This window comes from Hyphomicrobium sp., from assembly GCF_009026145.1.
In the GTDB taxonomy this organism is placed as follows: Bacteria; Pseudomonadota; Alphaproteobacteria; order Rhizobiales; family Hyphomicrobiaceae; genus Hyphomicrobium_A.
In genome coordinates, this window is the sequence record NZ_WBUE01000018.1 from 53798 (window position 1) to 72663 (window position 18866).

The 18866-nt window shown below is 64.7% G+C and carries 24 protein-coding genes; 17 read left to right on the forward strand and 7 right to left on the reverse strand.

The window, feature by feature from the left end; genetic code table 11:
• Positions 1-18 precede the first annotated feature (18 nt).
• Both miaA and F9K20_RS13995 read right to left on the reverse strand, forming a co-directional pair.
• A complete protein-coding gene (gene miaA / locus F9K20_RS13990; protein WP_291002871.1) occupies positions 19-951 on the reverse strand; it encodes a tRNA (adenosine(37)-N6)-dimethylallyltransferase MiaA in 933 nt (310 codons plus the stop codon).
• Positions 952-1001: 50 nt separating this feature from the next.
• On the reverse strand, positions 1002-2429 hold the full coding sequence (locus tag F9K20_RS13995; RefSeq protein WP_291002874.1) for a carbohydrate porin: 1428 nt from the start codon (positions 2427-2429) through the stop codon (positions 1002-1004).
• A 387-nt stretch (positions 2430-2816) separates the two neighbouring features.
• On the opposite strand from F9K20_RS13995, the gene F9K20_RS14000 reads away from it, so the two are divergent.
• The 7 genes from F9K20_RS14000 to F9K20_RS14030 all read left to right on the forward strand — a co-directional run bounded on the left by F9K20_RS14000 (position 2817) and on the right by F9K20_RS14030 (position 8654).
• Positions 2817-3059, forward strand: coding sequence for a CDGSH iron-sulfur domain-containing protein (locus F9K20_RS14000; protein WP_291002876.1), 243 nt, complete (start codon positions 2817-2819; stop codon positions 3057-3059).
• Between the two features lie 30 nt (positions 3060-3089).
• Positions 3090-4004 (forward strand): branched-chain amino acid ABC transporter permease LivH, encoded by a 915-nt coding sequence (locus F9K20_RS14005; protein ID WP_291002879.1) that lies wholly within the window; start codon positions 3090-3092, stop codon positions 4002-4004.
• Positions 4005-4007: 3 nt separating this feature from the next.
• Positions 4008-5411, forward strand: a complete 1404-nt coding sequence (livM, locus tag F9K20_RS14010; RefSeq protein WP_291002882.1) for a high-affinity branched-chain amino acid ABC transporter permease LivM — start codon at positions 4008-4010, stop codon at positions 5409-5411.
• Positions 5411-6331: an ABC transporter ATP-binding protein gene (locus F9K20_RS14015; RefSeq protein ID WP_291002884.1), complete on the forward strand. Its 921-nt coding sequence runs from the start codon at positions 5411-5413 to the stop codon at positions 6329-6331. The genes livM and F9K20_RS14015 overlap by 1 nt, the downstream gene beginning before the upstream one ends.
• Positions 6328-7053, forward strand: a complete 726-nt coding sequence (locus F9K20_RS14020) for an ABC transporter ATP-binding protein (RefSeq protein WP_291002887.1) — start codon at positions 6328-6330, stop codon at positions 7051-7053. The genes F9K20_RS14015 and F9K20_RS14020 overlap by 4 nt, the downstream gene beginning before the upstream one ends.
• A gap of 18 nt (positions 7054-7071) precedes the next feature.
• Complete coding sequence (locus F9K20_RS14025) at positions 7072-7449, forward strand: DUF6867 family protein (RefSeq protein ID WP_291002890.1); 378 nt, start codon at positions 7072-7074, stop codon at positions 7447-7449.
• Between the two features lie 80 nt (positions 7450-7529).
• Positions 7530-8654 (forward strand): branched-chain amino acid ABC transporter substrate-binding protein, encoded by a 1125-nt coding sequence (locus tag F9K20_RS14030; protein ID WP_291002892.1) that lies wholly within the window; start codon positions 7530-7532, stop codon positions 8652-8654.
• An 85-nt stretch (positions 8655-8739) separates the two neighbouring features.
• Here the strand turns inward: F9K20_RS14030 and F9K20_RS14035 are convergent, their stop codons facing one another.
• Positions 8740-8964 carry a hypothetical protein gene (locus F9K20_RS14035; RefSeq protein WP_291002895.1) on the reverse strand — a complete coding sequence of 75 codons (225 nt, stop codon included), beginning with the start codon at positions 8962-8964 and terminating at the stop codon, positions 8740-8742.
• Between the two features lie 408 nt (positions 8965-9372).
• Between F9K20_RS14035 and purB the strand changes: the two genes are divergently transcribed.
• Positions 9373-10677 carry an adenylosuccinate lyase gene (gene purB, locus F9K20_RS14040; protein WP_291002898.1) on the forward strand — a complete coding sequence of 435 codons (1305 nt, stop codon included), beginning with the start codon at positions 9373-9375 and terminating at the stop codon, positions 10675-10677.
• On the opposite strand, the gene F9K20_RS14045 is transcribed toward purB, so the two are convergent.
• Complete coding sequence (locus F9K20_RS14045) at positions 10674-11261, reverse strand: excalibur calcium-binding domain-containing protein (RefSeq protein ID WP_367115871.1); 588 nt, start codon at positions 11259-11261, stop codon at positions 10674-10676. The two genes, purB and F9K20_RS14045, sit on opposite strands and share 4 nt — an antisense overlap.
• 19 nt (positions 11262-11280) lie before the next feature.
• On the opposite strand from F9K20_RS14045, the gene F9K20_RS14050 reads away from it, so the two are divergent.
• Positions 11281-12327, forward strand: coding sequence for a hypothetical protein (locus F9K20_RS14050; RefSeq protein WP_291002901.1), 1047 nt, complete (start codon positions 11281-11283; stop codon positions 12325-12327).
• A gap of 2 nt (positions 12328-12329) precedes the next feature.
• On the opposite strand, the gene F9K20_RS14055 is transcribed toward F9K20_RS14050, so the two are convergent.
• Both F9K20_RS14055 and F9K20_RS14060 read right to left on the reverse strand, forming a co-directional pair.
• On the reverse strand, positions 12330-13109 hold the full coding sequence (locus tag F9K20_RS14055) for an outer membrane beta-barrel protein (protein WP_291002903.1): 780 nt from the start codon (positions 13107-13109) through the stop codon (positions 12330-12332).
• Between the two features lie 7 nt (positions 13110-13116).
• Positions 13117-13920, reverse strand: coding sequence for an outer membrane beta-barrel protein (locus F9K20_RS14060; protein ID WP_291002906.1), 804 nt, complete (start codon positions 13918-13920; stop codon positions 13117-13119).
• Positions 13921-14024: 104 nt separating this feature from the next.
• Between F9K20_RS14060 and F9K20_RS14065 the strand changes: the two genes are divergently transcribed.
• Entirely contained in the window at positions 14025-14606 is a 582-nt protein-coding gene (locus F9K20_RS14065) for an alpha/beta hydrolase (RefSeq protein ID WP_291002909.1), read from the forward strand.
• 4 nt (positions 14607-14610) lie between these two features.
• Here the strand turns inward: F9K20_RS14065 and F9K20_RS14070 are convergent, their stop codons facing one another.
• Positions 14611-14940, reverse strand: coding sequence for a DUF1476 domain-containing protein (locus F9K20_RS14070; RefSeq protein ID WP_291002911.1), 330 nt, complete (start codon positions 14938-14940; stop codon positions 14611-14613).
• Between the two features lie 349 nt (positions 14941-15289).
• Here F9K20_RS14070 and purC point away from each other — a divergent pair, with 349 nt between their 5' ends.
• From purC to F9K20_RS14105, 7 genes are all read left to right on the forward strand, one after another.
• Complete coding sequence (purC, locus tag F9K20_RS14075) at positions 15290-16084, forward strand: phosphoribosylaminoimidazolesuccinocarboxamide synthase (protein WP_291002914.1); 795 nt, start codon at positions 15290-15292, stop codon at positions 16082-16084.
• 85 nt (positions 16085-16169) lie between these two features.
• Positions 16170-16412, forward strand: a complete 243-nt coding sequence (purS, locus tag F9K20_RS14080) for a phosphoribosylformylglycinamidine synthase subunit PurS (protein ID WP_291002916.1) — start codon at positions 16170-16172, stop codon at positions 16410-16412.
• Positions 16413-16441: 29 nt separating this feature from the next.
• Positions 16442-16861: a hypothetical protein gene (locus tag F9K20_RS14085; protein ID WP_291002918.1), complete on the forward strand. Its 420-nt coding sequence runs from the start codon at positions 16442-16444 to the stop codon at positions 16859-16861.
• A gap of 34 nt (positions 16862-16895) precedes the next feature.
• The gene (purQ, locus tag F9K20_RS14090; protein WP_291002986.1) at positions 16896-17597 is read left to right on the forward strand and encodes a phosphoribosylformylglycinamidine synthase subunit PurQ; all 702 of its coding nucleotides are present in this window, start codon (positions 16896-16898) and stop codon (positions 17595-17597) included.
• A 68-nt stretch (positions 17598-17665) separates the two neighbouring features.
• Positions 17666-18046: a hypothetical protein gene (locus F9K20_RS14095; protein WP_291002920.1), complete on the forward strand. Its 381-nt coding sequence runs from the start codon at positions 17666-17668 to the stop codon at positions 18044-18046.
• Positions 18043-18438: a hypothetical protein gene (locus F9K20_RS14100; protein WP_291002922.1), complete on the forward strand. Its 396-nt coding sequence runs from the start codon at positions 18043-18045 to the stop codon at positions 18436-18438. The genes F9K20_RS14095 and F9K20_RS14100 overlap by 4 nt, the downstream gene beginning before the upstream one ends.
• Entirely contained in the window at positions 18422-18853 is a 432-nt protein-coding gene (locus F9K20_RS14105; protein ID WP_291002924.1) for a hypothetical protein, read from the forward strand. Before F9K20_RS14100 ends, F9K20_RS14105 begins: the two co-directional genes overlap by 17 nt.
• The last annotated feature ends 13 nt before the right edge of the window (positions 18854-18866 follow it).

Genomic DNA, 18866 nt, shown 5'->3' on the forward strand with positions numbered 1-18866 from the left:
GGCCGCCCAGACCCGGGGTCAATGCAGCGATTGAACAAAAGATACGAAATCTCCAGCAGACATTTCCATTTCGTGCGTGCTTATCCGTTTCCACGCAATCATATTGCTGCGCGCCCACGTCGCTTGCCGCTTGGCGTACTGGCGCGTCTCCGCCTGCCCGGCAGCGACCGCCTGCTCGCGCGATAGCTCGCCGGCGAGGTGGCGCAGCAGCGGACGCACCCCCAAAGCGGTCATGATCGGCAATGTCGGATCGAGCCCCAGCGCCTCGAGTTGCAGCACCTCATCGAGGGCGCCCTGCTGCATCATCTGCACAAAGCGCGCGTCGATGCGGCGCCAAAGCTCCGCGCGCTCCACATCGACGACGAGCGGCACCGTCGCAGCAAGATCGAGTACGGGCTGGCGCGGCATCCGCTGCCACTCGGCGAGCGACAGCCCCGTGGCATCCAGCACCTCCAGCGCGCGGACGATGCGCTGCGTGTCGCCGGGCGCCAGGCGCTGCGCCATGTCGGTATCGCGTGCGGCGAGAGCGGCGTGCACATGGGCGGCCCCCTTCTCGGCTGCTTCCGCGCGCCAATGCGCGCGCACCTCCTGCGGTATGCCGGGTATCGGGGAGAGCCCCTCGACCAGCGTCTTGAAGTAGAGGCCGGTGCCGCCGACGATGATTGGGCGCCGGCCCGCGCGTTGCGCCTCCGCGAGCGCCCCGGCGACGTCCATGGCATAGCGTCCGGCCGAGTAGCTCTCGCGGCCACTGACGAAGCCGTAAAGCGCGTGCGGTGCGCGCGCTTCCTCCTCGGGCCCCGGGCGCGCGGTCAGCACCCGCAGCTCGCGGTAGACCTGCATCGAATCGGCGTTGACGACGACGCCGCCGACATGCTCGGCGAGGCGCAGCGCCAGGCCGGATTTTCCGCTGGCGGTAGGACCGGCGATGAGTATGGGACGCATATCGCTCATGCGCTGACACCTAGCGCAGCGCGAACGCGACAGCCATGCCCATGCCTGGATCAGTAATTGACCGTCGAGCGCAGGCCGAACACCGCTGCATTCGGCACCGCGGTGGTGGGGTCCTCAGGGTCGCCCACGTGGCCGCCCGGGTTCCAGAAGTATTGGAAATCCGGCTGCAGGGTCAGTCCCGGCATGATTTGCGCCGCGTAGCTCACCTCGAGCATGCCTTCGAAGCTCGGGATCACCGGAAATCCCTGCTCCTTGTTGTAGTCGATGATCTGCGCCGAGACGCCGGTATAGGCAAAGCCGATGCCCAGCAGGTCGTGCGGGCGCGCCGACCACACGCCGTCGAGTGTCAGGCCCGCCTCCCAATAGAGCTCGATCATGTTGCCCTCCGACGGGGCACCGATGATGCGGCCGAACACGGCGACGCCCTTGGGATCGTCATCTCCCGGCAGTCGATAGATCATCTGATCGAGAACGAGGTAGAGGGCATGATCGTGCTCGGCCAAGACGCCGGGGACAGGCTGCAGACCGATCGGCAGGCCGGCCGATCCCGTCGCCGTCTGCTCGAAGCTGCCGTAGAGCTTCCACCCCCCGAGCTTCAGGGTTCCAGGCAGCGCGCCTTCGCCCTGGTTGTATTTGATCGCCGCCTCGATAAAGAGCAGTGGATCGTTGAGCGGAAAGTCGAGCCCGTTGGGGTTGCACTCCTGCGGCAGGTCCGCGGCGCAATCGCCAGCCGGATCGCCACTAAACACGCCGACGAGAAATCCGAGGTTGTCGGTTGGGTTGAAGGAGAGCCGCACGGCCGGCGCGGCGAGCGGATAGGCGGGACCACCGTCGGGGATGTTGATGCCCGCGATCGCCGGCCAGCCCCAGGAAGCGTTGAGGAAGGCGCCCGCGCCTTCACTGATCAAGAATTCGCTGTCGGCGGACAGCTGCCCGAAGCGGAGCGAAAGATGGTCGCCGAGCAGCTTCTGCTCCAGCCACAGCTCGAACAAGCGCGTCGAGGCGAATGCCTCTATGAAGCTGACAGGCATGAGAGCGCCGAGGTCGGTGGCGGTGATACTGCGGCCGTGGATCTGATAGCCGTTGGTGAAGAATGTAAGGCCATCCCAGCCGATCATCTTCTCGAGGTCGACGCTGAGCGCCACCTCGAGACGTCCGTCATAGAAGGCCTCCTGCGCAAAGCCGCCCGTGGGATTACCGAGCACCTCGCCGATGTAGTTGATGGCGTAGGTGATGCCGCGCCCGGCCAGCGCCGAGCGGATGCCGCCAGGATCACCGAACTCACGCGGGAAACTGACGGCGATCGAGGGCTCTGGAAGCCCGGGGATACGATCGCCTTCCTGCTCGATGGTCTGCGCCATGGCCGGCTGGGCGCCAGCCCACGCCAGCACGAACAGCGCGCACGCCGAAGCGCTCCGGCGCCGCCGCCCGCCAGCCGCACCGAAGTTGTCCGCCACGCGACGCGGCTGCCGAGCCATGCTCGCTCCCAGTTCGCCATTGCCGAGACATGCCTGGACGCCGTCCAGGCGGGGCATGCCGGGGCGTGCACACAGCTGCGAAAATTCGCACGATTCGTTTCCCCCAAACCCATATCCCCGCTGCGAGATGCTGTACGTCCACTCAGCTGCAAATAATTGTCATGAGCAGAAATAAGGTGGAGACATACGCGTGCGTCCGCGTGCGCCAGGAGCCGGCTCGGCGCCGCGGCGTCCATTGCCCGGCACGCTGCGACAGCGATTCGCGCCCCGCATGTGCAACGCGCATCGGCGCAGCGGGCTTGTCGCGCTCCACCGAAGCCGCTAGCCATTGACTTACGGTCTACGGCGACGCGGGCGTGCACCGCCACCAGCGAAGGAGAAGTGCGCATGGCAGAGGAGGCAATCGTCGCGCAGGCGGGGCCCTATCAAGTCGAGCTCAGCGAGGGAAAGCCATACTTCTACTGCCGCTGCGGACGCTCCAAGAATCAGCCCTTCTGTGATGGCTCGCACAGCGGCACCGGCATCGAGCCGTTGCGCTTCGTCGTCGACCACACCGGCACATTCAACATTTGCGGCTGCAAACAAACGGATGACGAGCCGTTCTGCGACGGATCGCATCTTTTGCTCTAGAGTGCGGGAGGTTCGGCGACCGGGGGAAGCATGGAATACTTCGTTCAGCAGCTGATCAACGGCCTGTCGCTCGGCGCGATATATGGACTAATCGCCATCGGCTACACGATGGTGTTCGGCATCATCGGCATGGTGAACTTCGCCCACGGCGACGTGTTCATGGTCTCCGCCTTCATCGCCCTCATCCTGTTTCTGATCCTGACGCAAATTCTGGGCGTCGGCGCGCTCGGCCTGGCACTCCTCATCGTGCTCGTGCTCGGCATGGCGCTCACCGCGCTGTGGAGCTGGGTCATCGAGCGCATCGCCTATCGTCCCTTGGCGGGCTCGTTCCGCCTCGCGCCGCTGATCTCCGCCATCGGCATGTCGATCTTCCTGTCGAACTTCGTGCAAGTGGCGCAGGGCCCGCGCAACAAGCCGGTGCCGCCGATGCTCAACGACGTGATCAGCGTTCCCATCGGCGCCGGCTCGGTCACCATCTCGGAAAAGCAGTTCCTCATCTTTATCGTCACCGCGGTGCTGCTCGTCGCCTTCTGGGCGCTCGTGCAGAAGACCAAGCTCGGCCGCGCCCAGCGCGCCTGCGAGCAGGACCGGCGCATGGCCGCCCTGATCGGCGTCGACGTCAATCGCACCGTGTCGCTAACGTTCGTCGTCGGCGGCGCGCTCGCCGCCGTCGCCGGACTGATGTTCATGACCTACTATGGCGTCGTCAATTTCAGCGACGGCTTCACCCCGGGCGTCAAAGCCTTCACCGCGGCGGTGCTCGGCGGCATCGGCTCGCTGCCCGGCGCGGTCATCGGCGGCCTGCTCATCGGGCTCATCGAGACTATGTGGTCGGCGTACTTTTCGATCGACTATAAGGACGTCGCGGCGTTTTCCATCCTCGCCGTCACGTTGATCTTCATGCCGTCCGGCCTGCTCGGCCGACCCGATGTCGAGAAGGTTTGATCCATGAGCGCGGGCAGCCAGGGCGGGCTGCCGCCCGTATCGGCCGCAATTCTGACGGCCGCCAAGGACGCAGCCGTTTGGGCGCTCGTCGCACTCGGACTGTGCTTCCCGCTCATCGCCTTCCGCACCGAGCGCGACCTCTCCCTGCAGACGGTGCTCGAGGCGCGGCCGCTGCTCGTAGCGCTGATCGTCGCTGCGGTATTTCTGGGCCGGCTCCTGTGGCGCCTCTATGCGCACCCCACGCGGCCACGGCGCGTGCTCTTTCCGCCCCTCGATCTATCCGATCATCACAAGGTCTGGCTGCCGCGCGCCGGCCTTGCCGTGCTGCTGCTGTTCCCGTTCCTCGCCTTGCTGCTGACCGGGCAGGGCGGCGCGGTGAAATGGATCGATAATTTCGGTGTGCAGATCCTCATCTACGTGATGCTCGCCTGGGGCCTCAACATTGTCGTCGGCCTCGCCGGGCTGCTCGACCTCGGCTATGTCGCGTTCTATGCCGTCGGCGCCTACGCCTATGCCATCATCGCCACCTATGTGATCCCGGCGACCGTCCCCGTGCTCGGGCCGTGGGCGTTCTGGATCTGCCTGCCCATCGCCGGCATCCTCGCCGCCTTCTGGGGCTTGATGCTCGGCTTCCCGGTGCTGCGCCTGCGCGGCGATTACCTCGCCATCGTCACACTGGCGTTCGGCGAGATCATCCGCCTCGTGCTCATCAACTGGGTCGACCTCACCAACGGCAACGTCGGCATCCAGACGCCGCGCATCACGTTCTTCGGGCTCCCCTTCGGCTCGCGCACCGGCGAGACGACGTTTGCCGACGTGTTCCACCTGCCCGGCTCGACGACCGTGCACCGCTCGATCTTTCTCTATTACGTCATCCTGGCACTGGCGCTGCTGGTCGCGTTCGTGACCCAGCGCATGCGCAGGTTGCCGATCGGGCGCGCGTGGGAAGCCTTGCGCGAGGACGAGATCGCCTGCCGCTCGCTCGGCATCAACACCGTCAACACCAAGCTCACCGCCTTCGCCATGGGCGCGCTGTTCGGCGGGCTCGCCGGCGCCTTCTTCGGGGCCCGCCAGGGCTTCGTCAATCCGCGCTCGTTCGAGTTCATGGAATCGGCGACGATCCTCGCCATCGTCGTGCTCGGCGGCATGGGCTCGCTGGTCGGCGTCGCCGTGGCCGCCGTCGCCATCATCGGCGGCATCGAGCTGTTGCGCGAGCTCGACTGGCTCAAGTCCATCTTCGGCCCCGACTTCGACCCCGGCCAATACCGCATGCTCATCTTCGGCTTCGCCATGGTGCTGATGATGGTGTGGCGCCCGCGCGGCCTCATCGCCTCGCGCGAGCCCTCCATCGCGCTGCACGAGGCCAAGGCTGTCTCCGGCGCCCACGTCAAGGAAGGGCACGGCTGATGCGCTGGCTGCGCGACCCGCTGCTCGTCGTCGAGGGCCTCACCATGCGCTTCGGCGGTCTTGTCGCCGTGCGCGATCTGTCGTTCTCGGTCGGCCGCGGCGACATCACCGCGCTCATCGGTCCGAACGGCGCCGGTAAGACCACCGTGTTCAACTGCATAACCGGCTTCTACAGGCCGACGAGTGGGCTTATGGCGCTGTCGACCGGCGCCCCCATCGAGGCGGAAGCCGTCGCCCAGCTCACCGCCTCGAGCCGCCGCTACGCGTGCCGCGATGGTCGTATGGGGAGCGACGGGCTCTTCCTGCTCGAGCGCATGCCGGACTTCGAGATCGCGCGGCGCGCGCGCGTCGCCCGCACGTTTCAGAACATCCGCCTGTTTCCCGGCATGACGGCGCTGGAGAACCTAATCGTCGCGCAGCACAATCCGCTGATGCACGCGTCCGGATGGTCGCTGCTCGGCCTCCTCGGCGCGCCCAGCTACGCGCAGGCGGAGAAGGCGGCGGTCAATATGGCGCGCTACTGGCTCGACCGCATCGAGCTGACGCACCGCGCCGACGACGCGGCGGGCTCGCTGCCCTATGGCGATCAGCGCCGCCTCGAGATTGCGCGCGCCATGTGCACCGACCCGGTCCTGCTTTGCCTCGACGAGCCGGCCGCCGGGCTCAATCCGCGCGAGAGCACGGCGCTCAATACGCTGCTGCGCGCCATTCGCGACGAGCACGCCACCTCCATCCTGCTCATCGAGCACGACATGTCGGTGGTCATGGAGATCTCCGACCACGTCATCGTGCTCGAATATGGCTTGCGCATCTCCGACGGCACGCCGGACAGCGTGCGCAACGATCCCAAAGTCGTGGCGGCATACCTCGGCGTCGAGGATGAGGAAGTCGCACGCGCCGAGGCGGAGGTGGGCTTATGACCGCGCCGCTTCTGTCGCTGCACGGCGTCACCGCCTGCTACGGCAATATCGCCGCCCTGCACGACGTTGGTCTCGATGTGCCGGCCGGTGAGATCGTCACGCTCATCGGCGCCAATGGGGCCGGCAAGTCGACCTTGATGATGACGATCTTCGGCAACCCGCGCGCGCGCGATGGACGCATCCTGTTCGAGGGGCGCGACATCACGCAAATGCCGACGCACGAGATCGCCCGCCTCGGCCTGGCGCAATCGCCGGAGGGGCGGCGCATCTTCGGCCGCATGACGGTCGAGGAGAACCTGCGCATGGGCGCCGAGTTCGCCGGGCATGGCGATTACGAGCGCGAGCTCGCACACGTCACGGCGATCTTTCCGCGCCTGCGCGAGCGCCTCAGCCAGCGCGGCGGCACGCTATCGGGTGGCGAGCAGCAGATGCTGGCCATCGCGCGCGCCCTGATGAGCCGGCCCAAGCTCCTGTTGCTCGATGAGCCTTCGCTCGGCCTTGCTCCGCTCATCGTCAAGCAGATCTTCCAGGTGATCGCCGACCTCAATGCCCGCGAAAAACTCACGGTGTTCCTCGTCGAGCAGAACGCGTTCCATGCCCTGCGCCTCGCCCACCGCGCGTACGTCATGGTCAATGGCGCCATCACGCTGCGCGGCACCGGCCAGGAGCTGCTGGCGAGCCCCGAGGTCCGCGCCGCCTATCTCGAAGGTGGACGCCGCTAGTGTGATGGAACGGATGCGATGAGCTTCTACGACACCGGCGCCAACGGCCCCTGGATCTTCCTGTTGGTGACCGTGCTCATGGGCGGCTCGGCCGCGCATGCCACCGGCTCGGCCATCGCATCCACCTGGCGCCCATCCTGGCAAGTGCTGGGGGCGGCGCTGCTGCTCACGTTGGCGGTTCGCTTCTTTCACTACGCCCTGTTTCACGAGACGCTGCTTTCGCTGAAGAATTTCATCGTCGACTACATCGTGGTCGTGACCGCCTGCGCTTGGGGCTATCGCATGACGCGCGTGCGCCAAATGGTGGAGCAGTATCCGTGGGCATACGAGCGCGCCGGATTGTTCTGGTGGCGGCGCCGGCGGGAGTCGCCGACGCAAACGACCCCGCGGGGATGACTTTTGCCCCAATTCGGACGAACATGCGCACCATTGCCCGCCGCGCTCCCGCGCGCCCGTCGTCAGCACGAGAGGACCTCATGAAATCAGCAGCGACCCTTGCAGCCCTGGCGCTCGCCTTCGCCGCCTTGTTCGCCGGCTGCGACAGTGGACCGGAGAAGCTGAAAATGGGCGTCGCCGGGCCGATGACCGGGACTGATGCGGCCTTCGGTGCGCAGCTGAAGAACGGGGTCGAGCAAGCCGTCGCCGACATCAACGCGGCAGGCGGCATCAATGGCCAGCAGATCGAGCTGTTCGTCGGCGACGACGCGGCCGATCCGCGCCAGGGGGTCTCGGTCGCCAACAACTTCCTCGGCGAAGGCGTCCATTTTGTCGTCGGACACTTCAACTCCGGCGTCTCCATGCCGGCGTCCGAAGTCTACGTCGACAACGGCATCCTGATGATCACGCCCGCCTCCACCAACCCGATGGTGACCGACCGCAAGCTCTGGAACGTGTTCCGCACCTGCGGCCGCGACGATCAGCAGGGCGCCGTCGCCGGCAAGTACATCGCCGACAACTTGAAGGACAAGAAGGTGGCGGTTGTCCACGACAAGACGACGTACGGCAAAGGTCTTGCCGACGAGACGAAGAAGGCGATGAACAATCTCGGCGTGACCGAGGTGCTCTACGAAGGCGTTAGTGCCGGCGAGAAGGACTTCACCGCCCTCGTCTCCAAGCTGAAGAACGCCGGCGTTGAGGTGCTGTATTGGGGCGGCGTGCACACTGCCGGGGGCTTGGTGCTGCGGCAGATGCGCGATCAGGGCGTCGGCGCCCTCTTCATGTCCGGCGACGGCATCGCCAGCGACGAGTTCGCCGCCATCGCCGGGCCCGGCGCCGAAGGCACGCTGATGACGTTCGGTCCCGACCCGCAGAAGCGCCCCGAGGCAAAGGAGATCATCGAGAAGTTCGAGGCGCGCGAATACAAGCCCGAAGCCTATACGCTGTACAGCTACGCCGCGGTGCAGATCCTCAAGCAGGCGATCGAGGCAACGCAATCGACCGACCCCAAGACGGTGGCCGCCTACATGCGCACCGGAGTGACGTTCAACACCGTGATCGGCGACATCGCCTTCGACGAAAAGGGCGACATCAAGCAGGTCGCCTACGTGATGTACACGTGGCTGAAGCAGCCGGACGGGCGCCTCACCTACGTGCAGAACTAGCGCGAAATAGCAGGCCCATACAGCGGCGTGCATCGCGCCGCTGTCCTCGTTCTATCGAGTGAGCCGTGGACGGCTGGGAGTGTGATCAATCGCGGCCTTGCGAAGCGGCCATGCACTCCGCAACGAGACGCTTCTCGATCAGTGCCAGATCGTCCGGCACCTTGATGCCCGCCTGACGATACCCGCGGATCTTGGCTTGCACCTTGGCGTAGCATTCGCGTGGATCGTCAGTCTGCTCGAGCTCGGAGTTGAGCTGGGCAATTTCTCCTTGCATTTGGTTCGACATTACGCGGCCTTTGCCCTCAATCATTTCCTGCCTTCGTGCGCCCGGTAAGCCGGGTCGTATCGATCACCGATATAAGAGTCTGTTGGCATGCCCTAAGTAACTTTTCGTTTCACTTACGCAGTATCAAGAGTAGAGCGCTGACTTCAGTGGCTAACGTGACAATGTGCCCACAGTCACCACTGATGCAGCGCAGCGTAAGCGCCCGCCGATTGTGGCAATATCTGGTTCGCGCAGTGGCGTTGTTGATCGAGGTCAAGCGACTCTTGTGTGCGTTGCAGCAACGGCATGCTGCATGTGGACTTTCCGCCCGCTCTCGCCTCGCTCGATCGCGACCACCGAGTAATGCCGCCCCAATTGAGCAGCAGTCGCTAGCGATTGAAGCCTGGGGCCCGCGTCTGCTAGGGCTCCGCTTCCCCTCCGCGAGGCCACCACATGATTCCGCGCTACAGCCGTCCCGAGATGGTATCGATCTGGGACCCCGAGACCCGATTCCGCATCTGGTTCGAAATTGAAGCACACGCCGCCTCCGCCATGGCCGAGCTGGGCGTCATCCCGGGCGACGCCGCCAAGAAGATCTGGGACAAGGGCCGCAACGCCAAGTTCGACGTCGCCCGCATCGACGAAATCGAGCGCGAGACCAAGCACGACGTCATCGCCTTCCTCACTCACCTGGCGGAGATTGTCGGCCCCGAGGCGCGTTTTGTGCATCAGGGCATGACCTCCTCGGACGTGCTCGACACCTGCCTCAACGTGCAGCTGACGCGCGCCGCCGATCTGTTGATCGCCGACGTCGATGCCCTGCTCGCCGCCTTGAAACGGCGCGCGTTCGAACACAAGACGACGCCGACCATCGGCCGTAGCCACGGCATCCATGCCGAGCCCGTTACCTTTGGCCTGAAGCTCGCCTACGCCTATGCCGAGTTCGCCCGCGCCAGGGAGCGGCTGCTCGCCGCGCGCCAGGAGGTGGCGACGTGCGCGCTGTCCGGGGCGGTCGGAACCTTCGCCAACATCGACCCGCGCATCGAGGCCTACGTGGCGGAAAAGATGGGCCTCAAGCCGGAGCCAATCTCCACCCAAGTGATCCCCCGCGACCGGCACGCGATGTACTTCGCCACCCTCGCCGTCGTCGCCGCCTCGGTCGAGCGGCTGGCGACCGAGATCCGCCACTTGCAGCGCACCGAGGTGCTCGAGGCCGAGGAATACTTCTCGGCGGGACAGAAGGGCTCCTCGGCCATGCCGCACAAGCGCAACCCGGTGCTGAGCGAGAACCTCACCGGCCTTTCTCGCATGGTGCGCGCCTATTCCATCCCGGCGCTGGAGAACGTCGCCCTCTGGCATGAGCGCGACATCTCGCACTCCTCCGTCGAGCGCATGATCGGACCGGATGCGACGGTGACGCTCGACTTCGCGCTCGCCCGCCTCACCGGCATCATCGACAAGCTCGTCGTCTACCCGGAGAACATGCAGAAGAACCTCGACAAGCTCGGGGGGCTGCACAATTCGCAGCGTGTGCTGCTGGCGCTCACGCAGGCCGGCGCCTCGCGCGAGGAGGCCTACGCACTGGTGCAGCGCAACGCCATGAAGACTTGGGAGCAGGGCAAGGACTTCCTCACCGAGCTGAAGGCCGACAAGGAGGTCACGGCCAAACTGAGGCCGGCCGCGCTCGAGGCGATGTTCGACCTCGGCTATCACTTCAAGCACGTCGACACGATCTTCAAGCGCGTGTTCGGCACTTAGCGACCGCCGCACAGGCTTTCGCAGGGCACGCCGTCCCCGTCGCGATCGAGCGCGCGAACGCCACAGCTTGATAGGTAGAATCGCGCTTCCTCGCATGAGAGCATCTGCCCGCACTTGCGCTTTGCGCCGCAACTTGCAGCCGGCGCTGGCGGCGACATGCCGTGCTCAATTGGGGGGCGCTCGGGCAGCGCGCTGCCGGCACCGCGCGGCATTGGCTGATCGTCAGGTGGCAGAAGCGACGGCGAGCCTGCCCCGCGACGCTGATCATATTCCTCGAGCGTGTTTCCACATACGTTTTCGCATGGGATGCCGTCGTTGTCGGCGTCCCGCTCGGATTCTCCGCACACCGTGAAGTGGTGGGATGCCTCGGCGCAGCTCGACATTTTGGTGCAGTATTTCTCGACGCAATCGAATGCGTGCACGCCGGGCACAAGCGCGGCGAAGAAACCGAGCGGCAAGAGCTTGCGCGCCACGAGCATGGTGCAAAAATTCGAAAAATGACCGGCGGTAACGTCCAACTGTATCCAAGGTGACAGCGATCTGCCGACAATAACCTCCTCGTGCAATGGTAGATCTAATTTCATCAGGGACGAGGGGAGCCCGATGCTGCCGACACTGGATCGCGCATTCTATCGGCGCCTGGCCGTCACTGCGGCGGTGCTCATCGCCTACCGCCTCGGCTGCCACCTCCCTGTTCCGGGGCTTGATGGCGAAACGCTCGCCCTCTTGTCTCAATCGAGCGGCGGAGCGACGGAGCGCCTCTCACTCTTCGCCCTCGGCATCATGCCGCTGCTCAACGCGCTCATCTTCGCCGAGATCATCAAGCTCATCGCGCCCTCGGTGCGCGCGTGGGACCGTCTGCCCCATATCGTCCTCGGCCTCGCCCTCGTTATGGCGCTGGTGCAGGCCGGCGGCGTCGCCTCGGCATTGGAGGAGGTGACCGGGCTCGTGCCGGAACCTGGGATCGGATTCCGCATCGTGAGTATCGCCACCCTGATGGCCGGGGCGGCACTGATCATGGCGCTTGCCGGCATCATCGATCGCGCCGGCCTCGGCAGCGGCGTCTGGCTCTTGTTTCTCACCCCGGTGCTGGCCGAGTTGCCGAGCAACCTCGCGGCCATTGCGCTGCTCTTCGAGGAGGGAAGCTATCCGCTCGCCGCCATTCTGGGCAGCGCCGCCTTCACCGTCCTTGCCGTCGCCGGCGTCGTCCGCCTCATGCGCGCCGCGCCCGGCTCGGAGGCCACCGCCACGACCTGCGCCTTTACCCCGCTCATCACCTATTCAGTGCTCTCCTGGCTGTTGTTCGTCGTCGGCTCGCTCTTCACCTTGAGCGTCCAGGGTGCCCTCACTGTGATGGCCCCCGGCAATCTCGTCCGCTATGTGGCGCTGGCGGCCGTCGTCATCCTCGTCAGCTGGCTGTATGCGCGCTCCTACCGCGACGCCCGGCAGCTCGTCCCGCTGCCTCCGGCGGCGATCGGACTGACGCTCGCTGCCATTGCTGTGGCGGCCGAGCTGCTGCAGTCGGAGCTCTCAACTGTCCTGCCGCTCGGCAGCGTGCAACTCGTTGTCGCCGCCGTGGTGGCGACGCGCATGCTCATCGATTGGAAGCTGGTCGGTGCCGACGCGCAGCCCGCCGAGGCCGCAAGCTGACCTCAGTCCCCGGGCTTGAATAGGTAAGTGGCGCGCGCCATCACCGCGTTGATGTGCATATCGCCGCTGATCGACGGCGGCCCATCGCCGATGGAGGTGTCGGTGCCGCACGCCGGGCAATTGGGCGAAGCGTCGAAGCTCAGGCTGGTATAGCTGTACTCGACGCCGAGGATGACACTCGGCCAATGCACGCACTCGATGCCGCCGCCGATCGTCCAGCCGTTGGCAAACGTCTCATCCGAAGCGGTAATGCCGACAACGTTATCGGTCAGCGTCACGGCGGCATTGCCGCCGGCCCAGCCGGCCTTGCCGAATACCAGTAGCTGGCTCCACGCGTAGCCGACGCGCCCCTCGACGGTCGCCAGCCAGTCGAGTTCGGTCGTGTACGTATCGATGGTCGGGAAGAACGGGCTGGGCCTGGTCTCCGACAGGTCGGTCCCCGAGAACGACAGCTCGGCGCCGAAAATCCATTGCCCGTGCTGCACATTGGCGCCGCCGATGATGCCGCCGGCGAACCCGCTCGGCGAAAAAGTCGAAGTTGTGCCAACAAGCGTCGGACCATTTAACGTGAAGTAGTTGGGGTTCTGCGCCCAGTCGACATCGCTCCACGCGCCACCGAGCTTGCCGCCGATGTAAAGGCCGCTCCAGTCGGCGACATAGGGACTAACCGTCGTGCCCGCTACAGGCATGCCATCGGATCTGGCGGGCGCGAGGCTGAAGACCAGCGCGCCCACAGCGACCACAATCGTTGCGAGCGCCTGCAGCGATCGGCTGTCTGGCATCGCCAGCTCAGTCCTCGGGCTTGAACAGGTAGCTGGCGCGCGCCATCACCGCCGAGATGTCGGCGCCGCCGGAGACCTGGCCGGGCGTCGCGAACGGGATGCCGGCCAGGCACAGCGGGCAATCCGGCGAGGTGCTGAGGCTCAGGTAGGTGTAGCTGTACTCGAGGCCGAGGATGACGCTCGGCCAGTGCGCGTACTCGATGCCGCCGCCGAGCGTCCAGCCGTCGGCGAATTCTTCGTCGGTCGCGACAAGCCCCCCGTTACGCGTCGTGGCCATGGTCATGGTGGCGTTGCCGCCGGCGAAACCGCCCTTGCCGAACACCATCACCCGATCCCAGGAGTAGCCGATGCGCCCCTCGACGGTCATCAGCCAGTCGATATCGGTGGTGAACGTGTCGGTCGCTGGAAAGAAGGGGCTGGCGACCGACTCCGACAAGCCGGTTCCGGAGAAGGAGAACTCGGCACCGAAGATCCAGTTGCCCATCTGCAGGTTGGCGCCGGTGATGACGCCGCCGGCGAAGCCGCTCGGGCCGAAGTTGGTTTGGGTGCCCGGAGGGACGGCACCTCCATCGTCGAAGCCGCCGAGATCCTGCTCCCAATGCGCATCTGCCCACACGCCGCCGAGCTTGCCGCCGACGTAGACGCCGCTCCAGTCGGTGACGCACTGACAATCCGTCATCGGCGTGCCGGGCACCCATCGGCCAGGCTCCCCGGGCTGCCATCCGTCGGCCATGGCCGGCGTGTCGAATGCGAGCGCCCCCGCTGCGGCAGCAGCCAGCGCCAGGTGGCTCAAGGCCCGCAACTTGCCCATGCTTCTCCACCGGTTGTTCAGTGCCCCTTGTGCACTTCTACGGTGAGTCGCTTATCCCTCATAACTCCGTACACGCGGCGCGCGCCGCTTCCCACAGAGACCCCATGAAGACCTCGGACGCCGACATTCTCATCGTGCCCGGCTGGCTCAACTCCGGCCCCGATCACTGGCAATCCCGTTGGGAGCGCAACCTCAAGACCGCACGGCGCATCGAGCAGGACGATTGGCACGCCCCGCGCCAGGACGAGTGGGTGGCCAATATCGTCGCCGCCGTCGGCGCCGCATCGCGCCCTGCCGTTCTCGTCGCCCACAGTCTCGGGGTGGTTGCCGTCGCGCATGCCGCCGCGAAGCTGCGACCCGGCTCGGTGGCCGGCGCCTTCCTCGTCGCGCCGGCGGACGTCGACAACCCGCAAGGCTGGCCGCAGAACCAGGGCCACGCCTGGCCCGAGGGAAGCTTCGGCTTCGCCCCGGTGCCCATGCACGAGCTGCCGTTTCCCTCGCTGCTGCTGGCGGCAGCCGATGACCCCTACTGCTCCCAGGAGCGGGCGAAGGAGTTCGCGCGCGCCTGGGGTTCGAATTTTGTGGATGTAGGGCAGGCCGGCCACATCGCCGATGGGTCGGGCCACGGGCCCTGGCCCGACGGCCTGTTGCGCTTCGGCAAGTTCCTCGCCGGCCTCAAGGGCTAGCCGATCAGGCCTTGCCGGCCGCCTCGATATCGCTCACCGCCTTGGCCAGCATCTCCTGCATGGTTGAGCGGATCTCGGCGTCCGACACCTTCACGCCGGCGATGGCGAAGTCATTGTGCAACTTGCGAAAAACGTCCTCGTCCCCCTTCTGCTCGAGGTCGGCTTTGACGACCGAGCGGACATAGTCCTGCAGCGCCGCGCCCATGATTCCGAGCTTGGCGGCCGCCCACTCCGCCAGGAGTTTGTTGCGCCGGGCCTCGGCACGAAACTTAAGGTCTTGATCGAGCGCAAATTTCTTCTCGAATCCCTTCTCGCGTTCATCGAACGTGGTCATTCCGTCTCTCCACTAGAACGTGTCGCCGCAGGGCCGCGCGGCAGGCCGGCCAAGGTTGCATCTCCCGCCGCCCAATCTGCGGCCGCGGGAGCCATAACCCGGGCACTCCCGGCGTTCAATGACCTGTTCCCGGCCATTAGCGACACTTGCGACCTTTCCGATCCTTAAGATTGTTTCTAGGGATGGCTTCGGCTAGTGTCGGAGGCGGGTGTCCGACCTTGCCAACCGACTCCCCAATGCGGCCCCTGCAGACAAGATCAGTCCGTAATTTCAATGACTTGGCTCTTGCCGGCAGGTCGTCTCCATCGTCGCAGAACAGGTAATTTTCCAGTCAAAGGACAAAGGCTCAATGAACAGGCGTCGTCGCATCTACGAGGGCAAGGCCAAGGTGCTTTATGAAGGCCCCGAGCCCGGCACGCTCATTCAACATTTCAAGGACGATGCCACCGCGTTCAACGCCAAGAAGCACGCGCTCATCGAGGGCAAGGGCGTGCTCAACAACCGCATCTCCGAATACATCTTCCTGCGTCTCGGCGAGATCGGCGTGCCGACGCACTTCATGCGCCGCCTCAACATGCGCGAGCAGCTGATCCGCGAAGTCGAGATCGTGCCGCTCGAGGTCGTCGTGCGCAACGTCGCCGCCGGCTCGCTGGCCACGCGCCTCGGCTTGGAAGAGGGCGTGCAGCTGCCGCGCTCGATCATCGAGTTCTACTACAAGGACGATGCGCTCGGCGATCCGATGGTGTCCGAGGAGCACATCACCGCATTCGGCTGGGCGACGCCGCAAGAGATCGACGAGATCATGCAGATGGCGCTGCGCATCAACGACTTCCTGGTCGGGCTGTTCCTCGGCATCGGCATCCGCCTCGTCGACTTCAAGGTCGAGTTCGGGCGCCTGTGGGAGAACGACCAGATGCGCATCGTGCTCGCCGACGAGATCAGCCCCGACTGTTGCCGTCTGTGGGACATCGCCACCTCCGACAAGCTCGACAAGGATCGTTTCCGCCGCGATCTCGGCGGGCTGCTCGAAGCCTACCAGGAGGTCGCGCGCCGGCTCGGCGTGTTCACCGGCAATCGCCCGGCGAAGGGCGCCGGCCCGGTGCTCGTTGCGTCCAATCCCACCGCCAACGGCAAACCCAACTAAGCACGGCAGTAGGCAATGGGCAGTAGGCAGTAGCCAGCTCATCCCTACTGCCCACTGCCTTACTGCCTACTGCCGCGAGAGCCTCATGAAAGCCCGCATCCGCATCACGCTCAAGCACGGTGTCCTCGATCCGCAGGGCAAGGCCATCCAGAACGCGCTTGCAGCGCTCGGCATCTCGGGCGTCGAGGACGTGCGCCAGGGCAAATACATCGAGGTGCAGCTCACCGAGACCAGCGAGGAGCGGGCCAAGGAGACAATCGAGCGCATGTGCCGCGACCTGCTCGCCAACAGCGTCATCGAGAACTACAGCTACGAGCTGGCCTCCTGACGATGCCGCTGACCCGGGCGACAGCTTGGTTGGCAAGCACGATCGTTCCGACAGCCGTGGCCGCGCAAGGTGCCGCGCCTCCGACGCTCGATTGCGAGCTCGGATTTCAAGGCCTGCAGACGCAGGCCCGCGCGCTCGCCAACGCTCAGTTCAGCCAATATGGCGGTTTTGACTTGGTGACGCAGGCGGCGCCGGACACGTGGCGCGTCGAGATCTTCTTCACGACGCGCTGGCACCCGGCATATCCCGCGGTCGCCATGCGCACCCTGCGCAAGCAGGTTACCGGCGTCTGGACCGCGGAAAGCAAGGCGTGCGGCTACGGAGACCAGGCACAGTTCGCGGGGCTGGTCGAGGACATGAAGGCGAGCGATAAGCAGCTGACCGATGCCTCGCGCGCCGAGGTCGAGCGCAGGAAACAGAGCCAATCGCCTCTCGCCCCCACGCCGTGATAGACACGAACCGGAGATTTTGAGTCTGAACATGCTGCGCGCCTCCGTCATCGTCTTCCCCGGCTCCAACTGCGATCGCGACGTCAAGGTCGCGCTGGAGAAGATCACCGGCTTTCCGGTGAACATGGTGTGGCACGGCGATGCTTCCGTGCCCGCCTCCGATGTCATCGTGCTGCCGGGCGGCTTCTCCTACGGCGACTACCTGCGCTGCGGTGCCATGGCCGCGCACTCGCCGATCATGCGCGACGTCATCGCCAAGGCGAAGGCCGGCACGCCGGTGCTCGGCATCTGCAATGGCTTTCAGGTGCTGTGCGAGTCGGGGCTCCTGCCCGGCATCCTGATGCGCAATGCGTCGCTGAAGTTCATCTGCCGCGACGTATTCTTGCGCGTCGACAACGACAAGACGTTCTTCACCAAGTGCTACCGCAAGGACCAGGTAATCCGCCTGCCCATCGCGCACGCCGAGGGCAACTACTTCGCGGACGAAGAGACGCTCGATCGCCTCGAAGGCGAGGGACGCGTCGTGTTCCGCTACTGCAATGCGGCGGGCGAGGCGACGACGGAGGCCAACCCCAACGGCGCCCAGCGCAACATCGCCGGCATTTGCGATGCGGCTGGGCGCGTCGTCGGCCTGATGCCGCACCCCGAACGGCTGTTCGAGCTCGCGCTCGGCGGCGCCGACGGGCGCCGCATGTTCGAGAGCGCGCTCTTGAGCGCCCTCGAAGTCACCGCCTGACTTCAAGGAATGTTTACGTGCCGTAACGATGCTGCTAAGCCAGCGGATGAGTTGATTAGGCAAGAAGAATGACGACCGACGACGCAGGTCAGTCTAAGAAGCCCCTCGCCGAAGACGAGGTAGCTTTTGACTACATCAAAGCCAGGGACTTTCGAGTTGTGTGGGCCGATGGAGCCATCGGGGGGGTCACCCCCAATGGATTGATCCATCTTGCGCTTTACGCTGAGCGACAAGCAATCCCCCAACGACAAGTCTACGCTATAGAACCTATCGACGCGACTACAGGTAAGCTTGGCAAAGAGGTTCTCGCCAAGCGCATCTCACGAGGCTCGATCGTTCGCGAGATGGCGTGTGATGTGTTTTTGACACCTCAAGCCGCAGAGAATCTAGCCAAATGGATAGCGGCGCAGTTGGCCGAACTCAAGAAGCTGCAGGATACTGAAGTATGACATTATCTCAGCCTTCGGCAATCGGTTCCAGCGGGCGCTACTCGAAGATATTTCGCTCGTCCTCCTCACACTCTGCGGGCATTTATACTCCGTCTCCTCGCGACTTCATCAAGTCATTCGACGCTGTTTTGAGCCGGTGGGAAAGCGAAACAGCCTTTCTTTCTGATCCCGACGCCATCACGGGTCATCCAAGCTATAAGGCGCTTGTCGCCAATGCAGAAATCGTAACCCCCCTCATTATCGCCGAACTTAAGAAACGGCCGTCATTTTTAGTATGGGTGCTCGACGACGCCTTTCAAATACGTCCCTACTCGGCGGAGGCCGTAGGTGACCTTGAGGCAATGAGCAAGGCATGGATTGCGTGGGCGGAACAGAATGGACGATCAATTTAAGGACTATTTCCCCAAGCTTACTGATGTCGAGAAAAAGAAAACTAGCGAGATAGACCCCAAATATAATTGTATAGCGTGGGCATTCAGAGACACTACTCGGCATTGGTGGCCAAACCAGAGACGTTCGTACTGGCCTCATCAGGTTGCTGGAAAGTCGACTCTGGAGGCCTTTCAGGAGTGGTTCGCCGCCGATGGGTGGGAAGAGACTACTAATACCAAGCTTGAGCTTGGATATGAGAAAGTGGCGCTGTTTGCGAAGGAAGGCGTTCCGACTCACGCCGCCCGACTACTCGACACCGGGCTTTGGACCAGCAAACTTGGTCAGCACATAGACATCTCACACGCAATCGAAGAACTCGATGGCCCTCAATATGGGGCCGTCCTTAAGGTCTACCGAAAGCTACGAAGAGAGTAAGGCGGGCGCCGCA

Coding starts and splice junctions, on each gene's coding strand:
- F9K20_RS14025 (WP_291002890.1), top strand. CDS start 7,072: ATGAGCTTCTACGACACCGGCGCCAACGGCCCCTGGATCTTCCTGTTG.
- F9K20_RS14000 (WP_291002876.1), top strand. CDS start 2,817: ATGGCAGAGGAGGCAATCGTCGCGCAGGCGGGGCCCTATCAAGTCGAG.
- F9K20_RS14070 (WP_291002911.1), bottom strand. CDS start 14,940: ATGACCACGTTCGATGAACGCGAGAAGGGATTCGAGAAGAAATTTGCG.
- purB (WP_291002898.1), top strand. CDS start 9,373: ATGATTCCGCGCTACAGCCGTCCCGAGATGGTATCGATCTGGGACCCC.
- purS (WP_291002916.1), top strand. CDS start 16,170: ATGAAAGCCCGCATCCGCATCACGCTCAAGCACGGTGTCCTCGATCCG.
- livM (WP_291002882.1), top strand. CDS start 4,008: ATGAGCGCGGGCAGCCAGGGCGGGCTGCCGCCCGTATCGGCCGCAATT.
- F9K20_RS14105 (WP_291002924.1), top strand. CDS start 18,422: ATGGACGATCAATTTAAGGACTATTTCCCCAAGCTTACTGATGTCGAG.
- purC (WP_291002914.1), top strand. CDS start 15,290: ATGAACAGGCGTCGTCGCATCTACGAGGGCAAGGCCAAGGTGCTTTAT.
- F9K20_RS14050 (WP_291002901.1), top strand. CDS start 11,281: ATGCTGCCGACACTGGATCGCGCATTCTATCGGCGCCTGGCCGTCACT.
- F9K20_RS14005 (WP_291002879.1), top strand. CDS start 3,090: ATGGAATACTTCGTTCAGCAGCTGATCAACGGCCTGTCGCTCGGCGCG.
- F9K20_RS14065 (WP_291002909.1), top strand. CDS start 14,025: ATGAAGACCTCGGACGCCGACATTCTCATCGTGCCCGGCTGGCTCAAC.
- F9K20_RS13995 (WP_291002874.1), bottom strand. CDS start 2,429: ATGGCTCGGCAGCCGCGTCGCGTGGCGGACAACTTCGGTGCGGCTGGC.
- F9K20_RS14020 (WP_291002887.1), top strand. CDS start 6,328: ATGACCGCGCCGCTTCTGTCGCTGCACGGCGTCACCGCCTGCTACGGC.
- F9K20_RS14035 (WP_291002895.1), bottom strand. CDS start 8,964: ATGATTGAGGGCAAAGGCCGCGTAATGTCGAACCAAATGCAAGGAGAA.
- F9K20_RS14060 (WP_291002906.1), bottom strand. CDS start 13,920: ATGGGCAAGTTGCGGGCCTTGAGCCACCTGGCGCTGGCTGCTGCCGCA.
- F9K20_RS14100 (WP_291002922.1), top strand. CDS start 18,043: ATGACATTATCTCAGCCTTCGGCAATCGGTTCCAGCGGGCGCTACTCG.
- miaA (WP_291002871.1), bottom strand. CDS start 951: ATGAGCGATATGCGTCCCATACTCATCGCCGGTCCTACCGCCAGCGGA.
- F9K20_RS14055 (WP_291002903.1), bottom strand. CDS start 13,109: ATGCCAGACAGCCGATCGCTGCAGGCGCTCGCAACGATTGTGGTCGCT.
- F9K20_RS14095 (WP_291002920.1), top strand. CDS start 17,666: ATGACGACCGACGACGCAGGTCAGTCTAAGAAGCCCCTCGCCGAAGAC.
- F9K20_RS14045 (WP_367115871.1), bottom strand. CDS start 11,261: ATGAAATTAGATCTACCATTGCACGAGGAGGTTATTGTCGGCAGATCG.
- F9K20_RS14015 (WP_291002884.1), top strand. CDS start 5,411: ATGCGCTGGCTGCGCGACCCGCTGCTCGTCGTCGAGGGCCTCACCATG.
- F9K20_RS14030 (WP_291002892.1), top strand. CDS start 7,530: ATGAAATCAGCAGCGACCCTTGCAGCCCTGGCGCTCGCCTTCGCCGCC.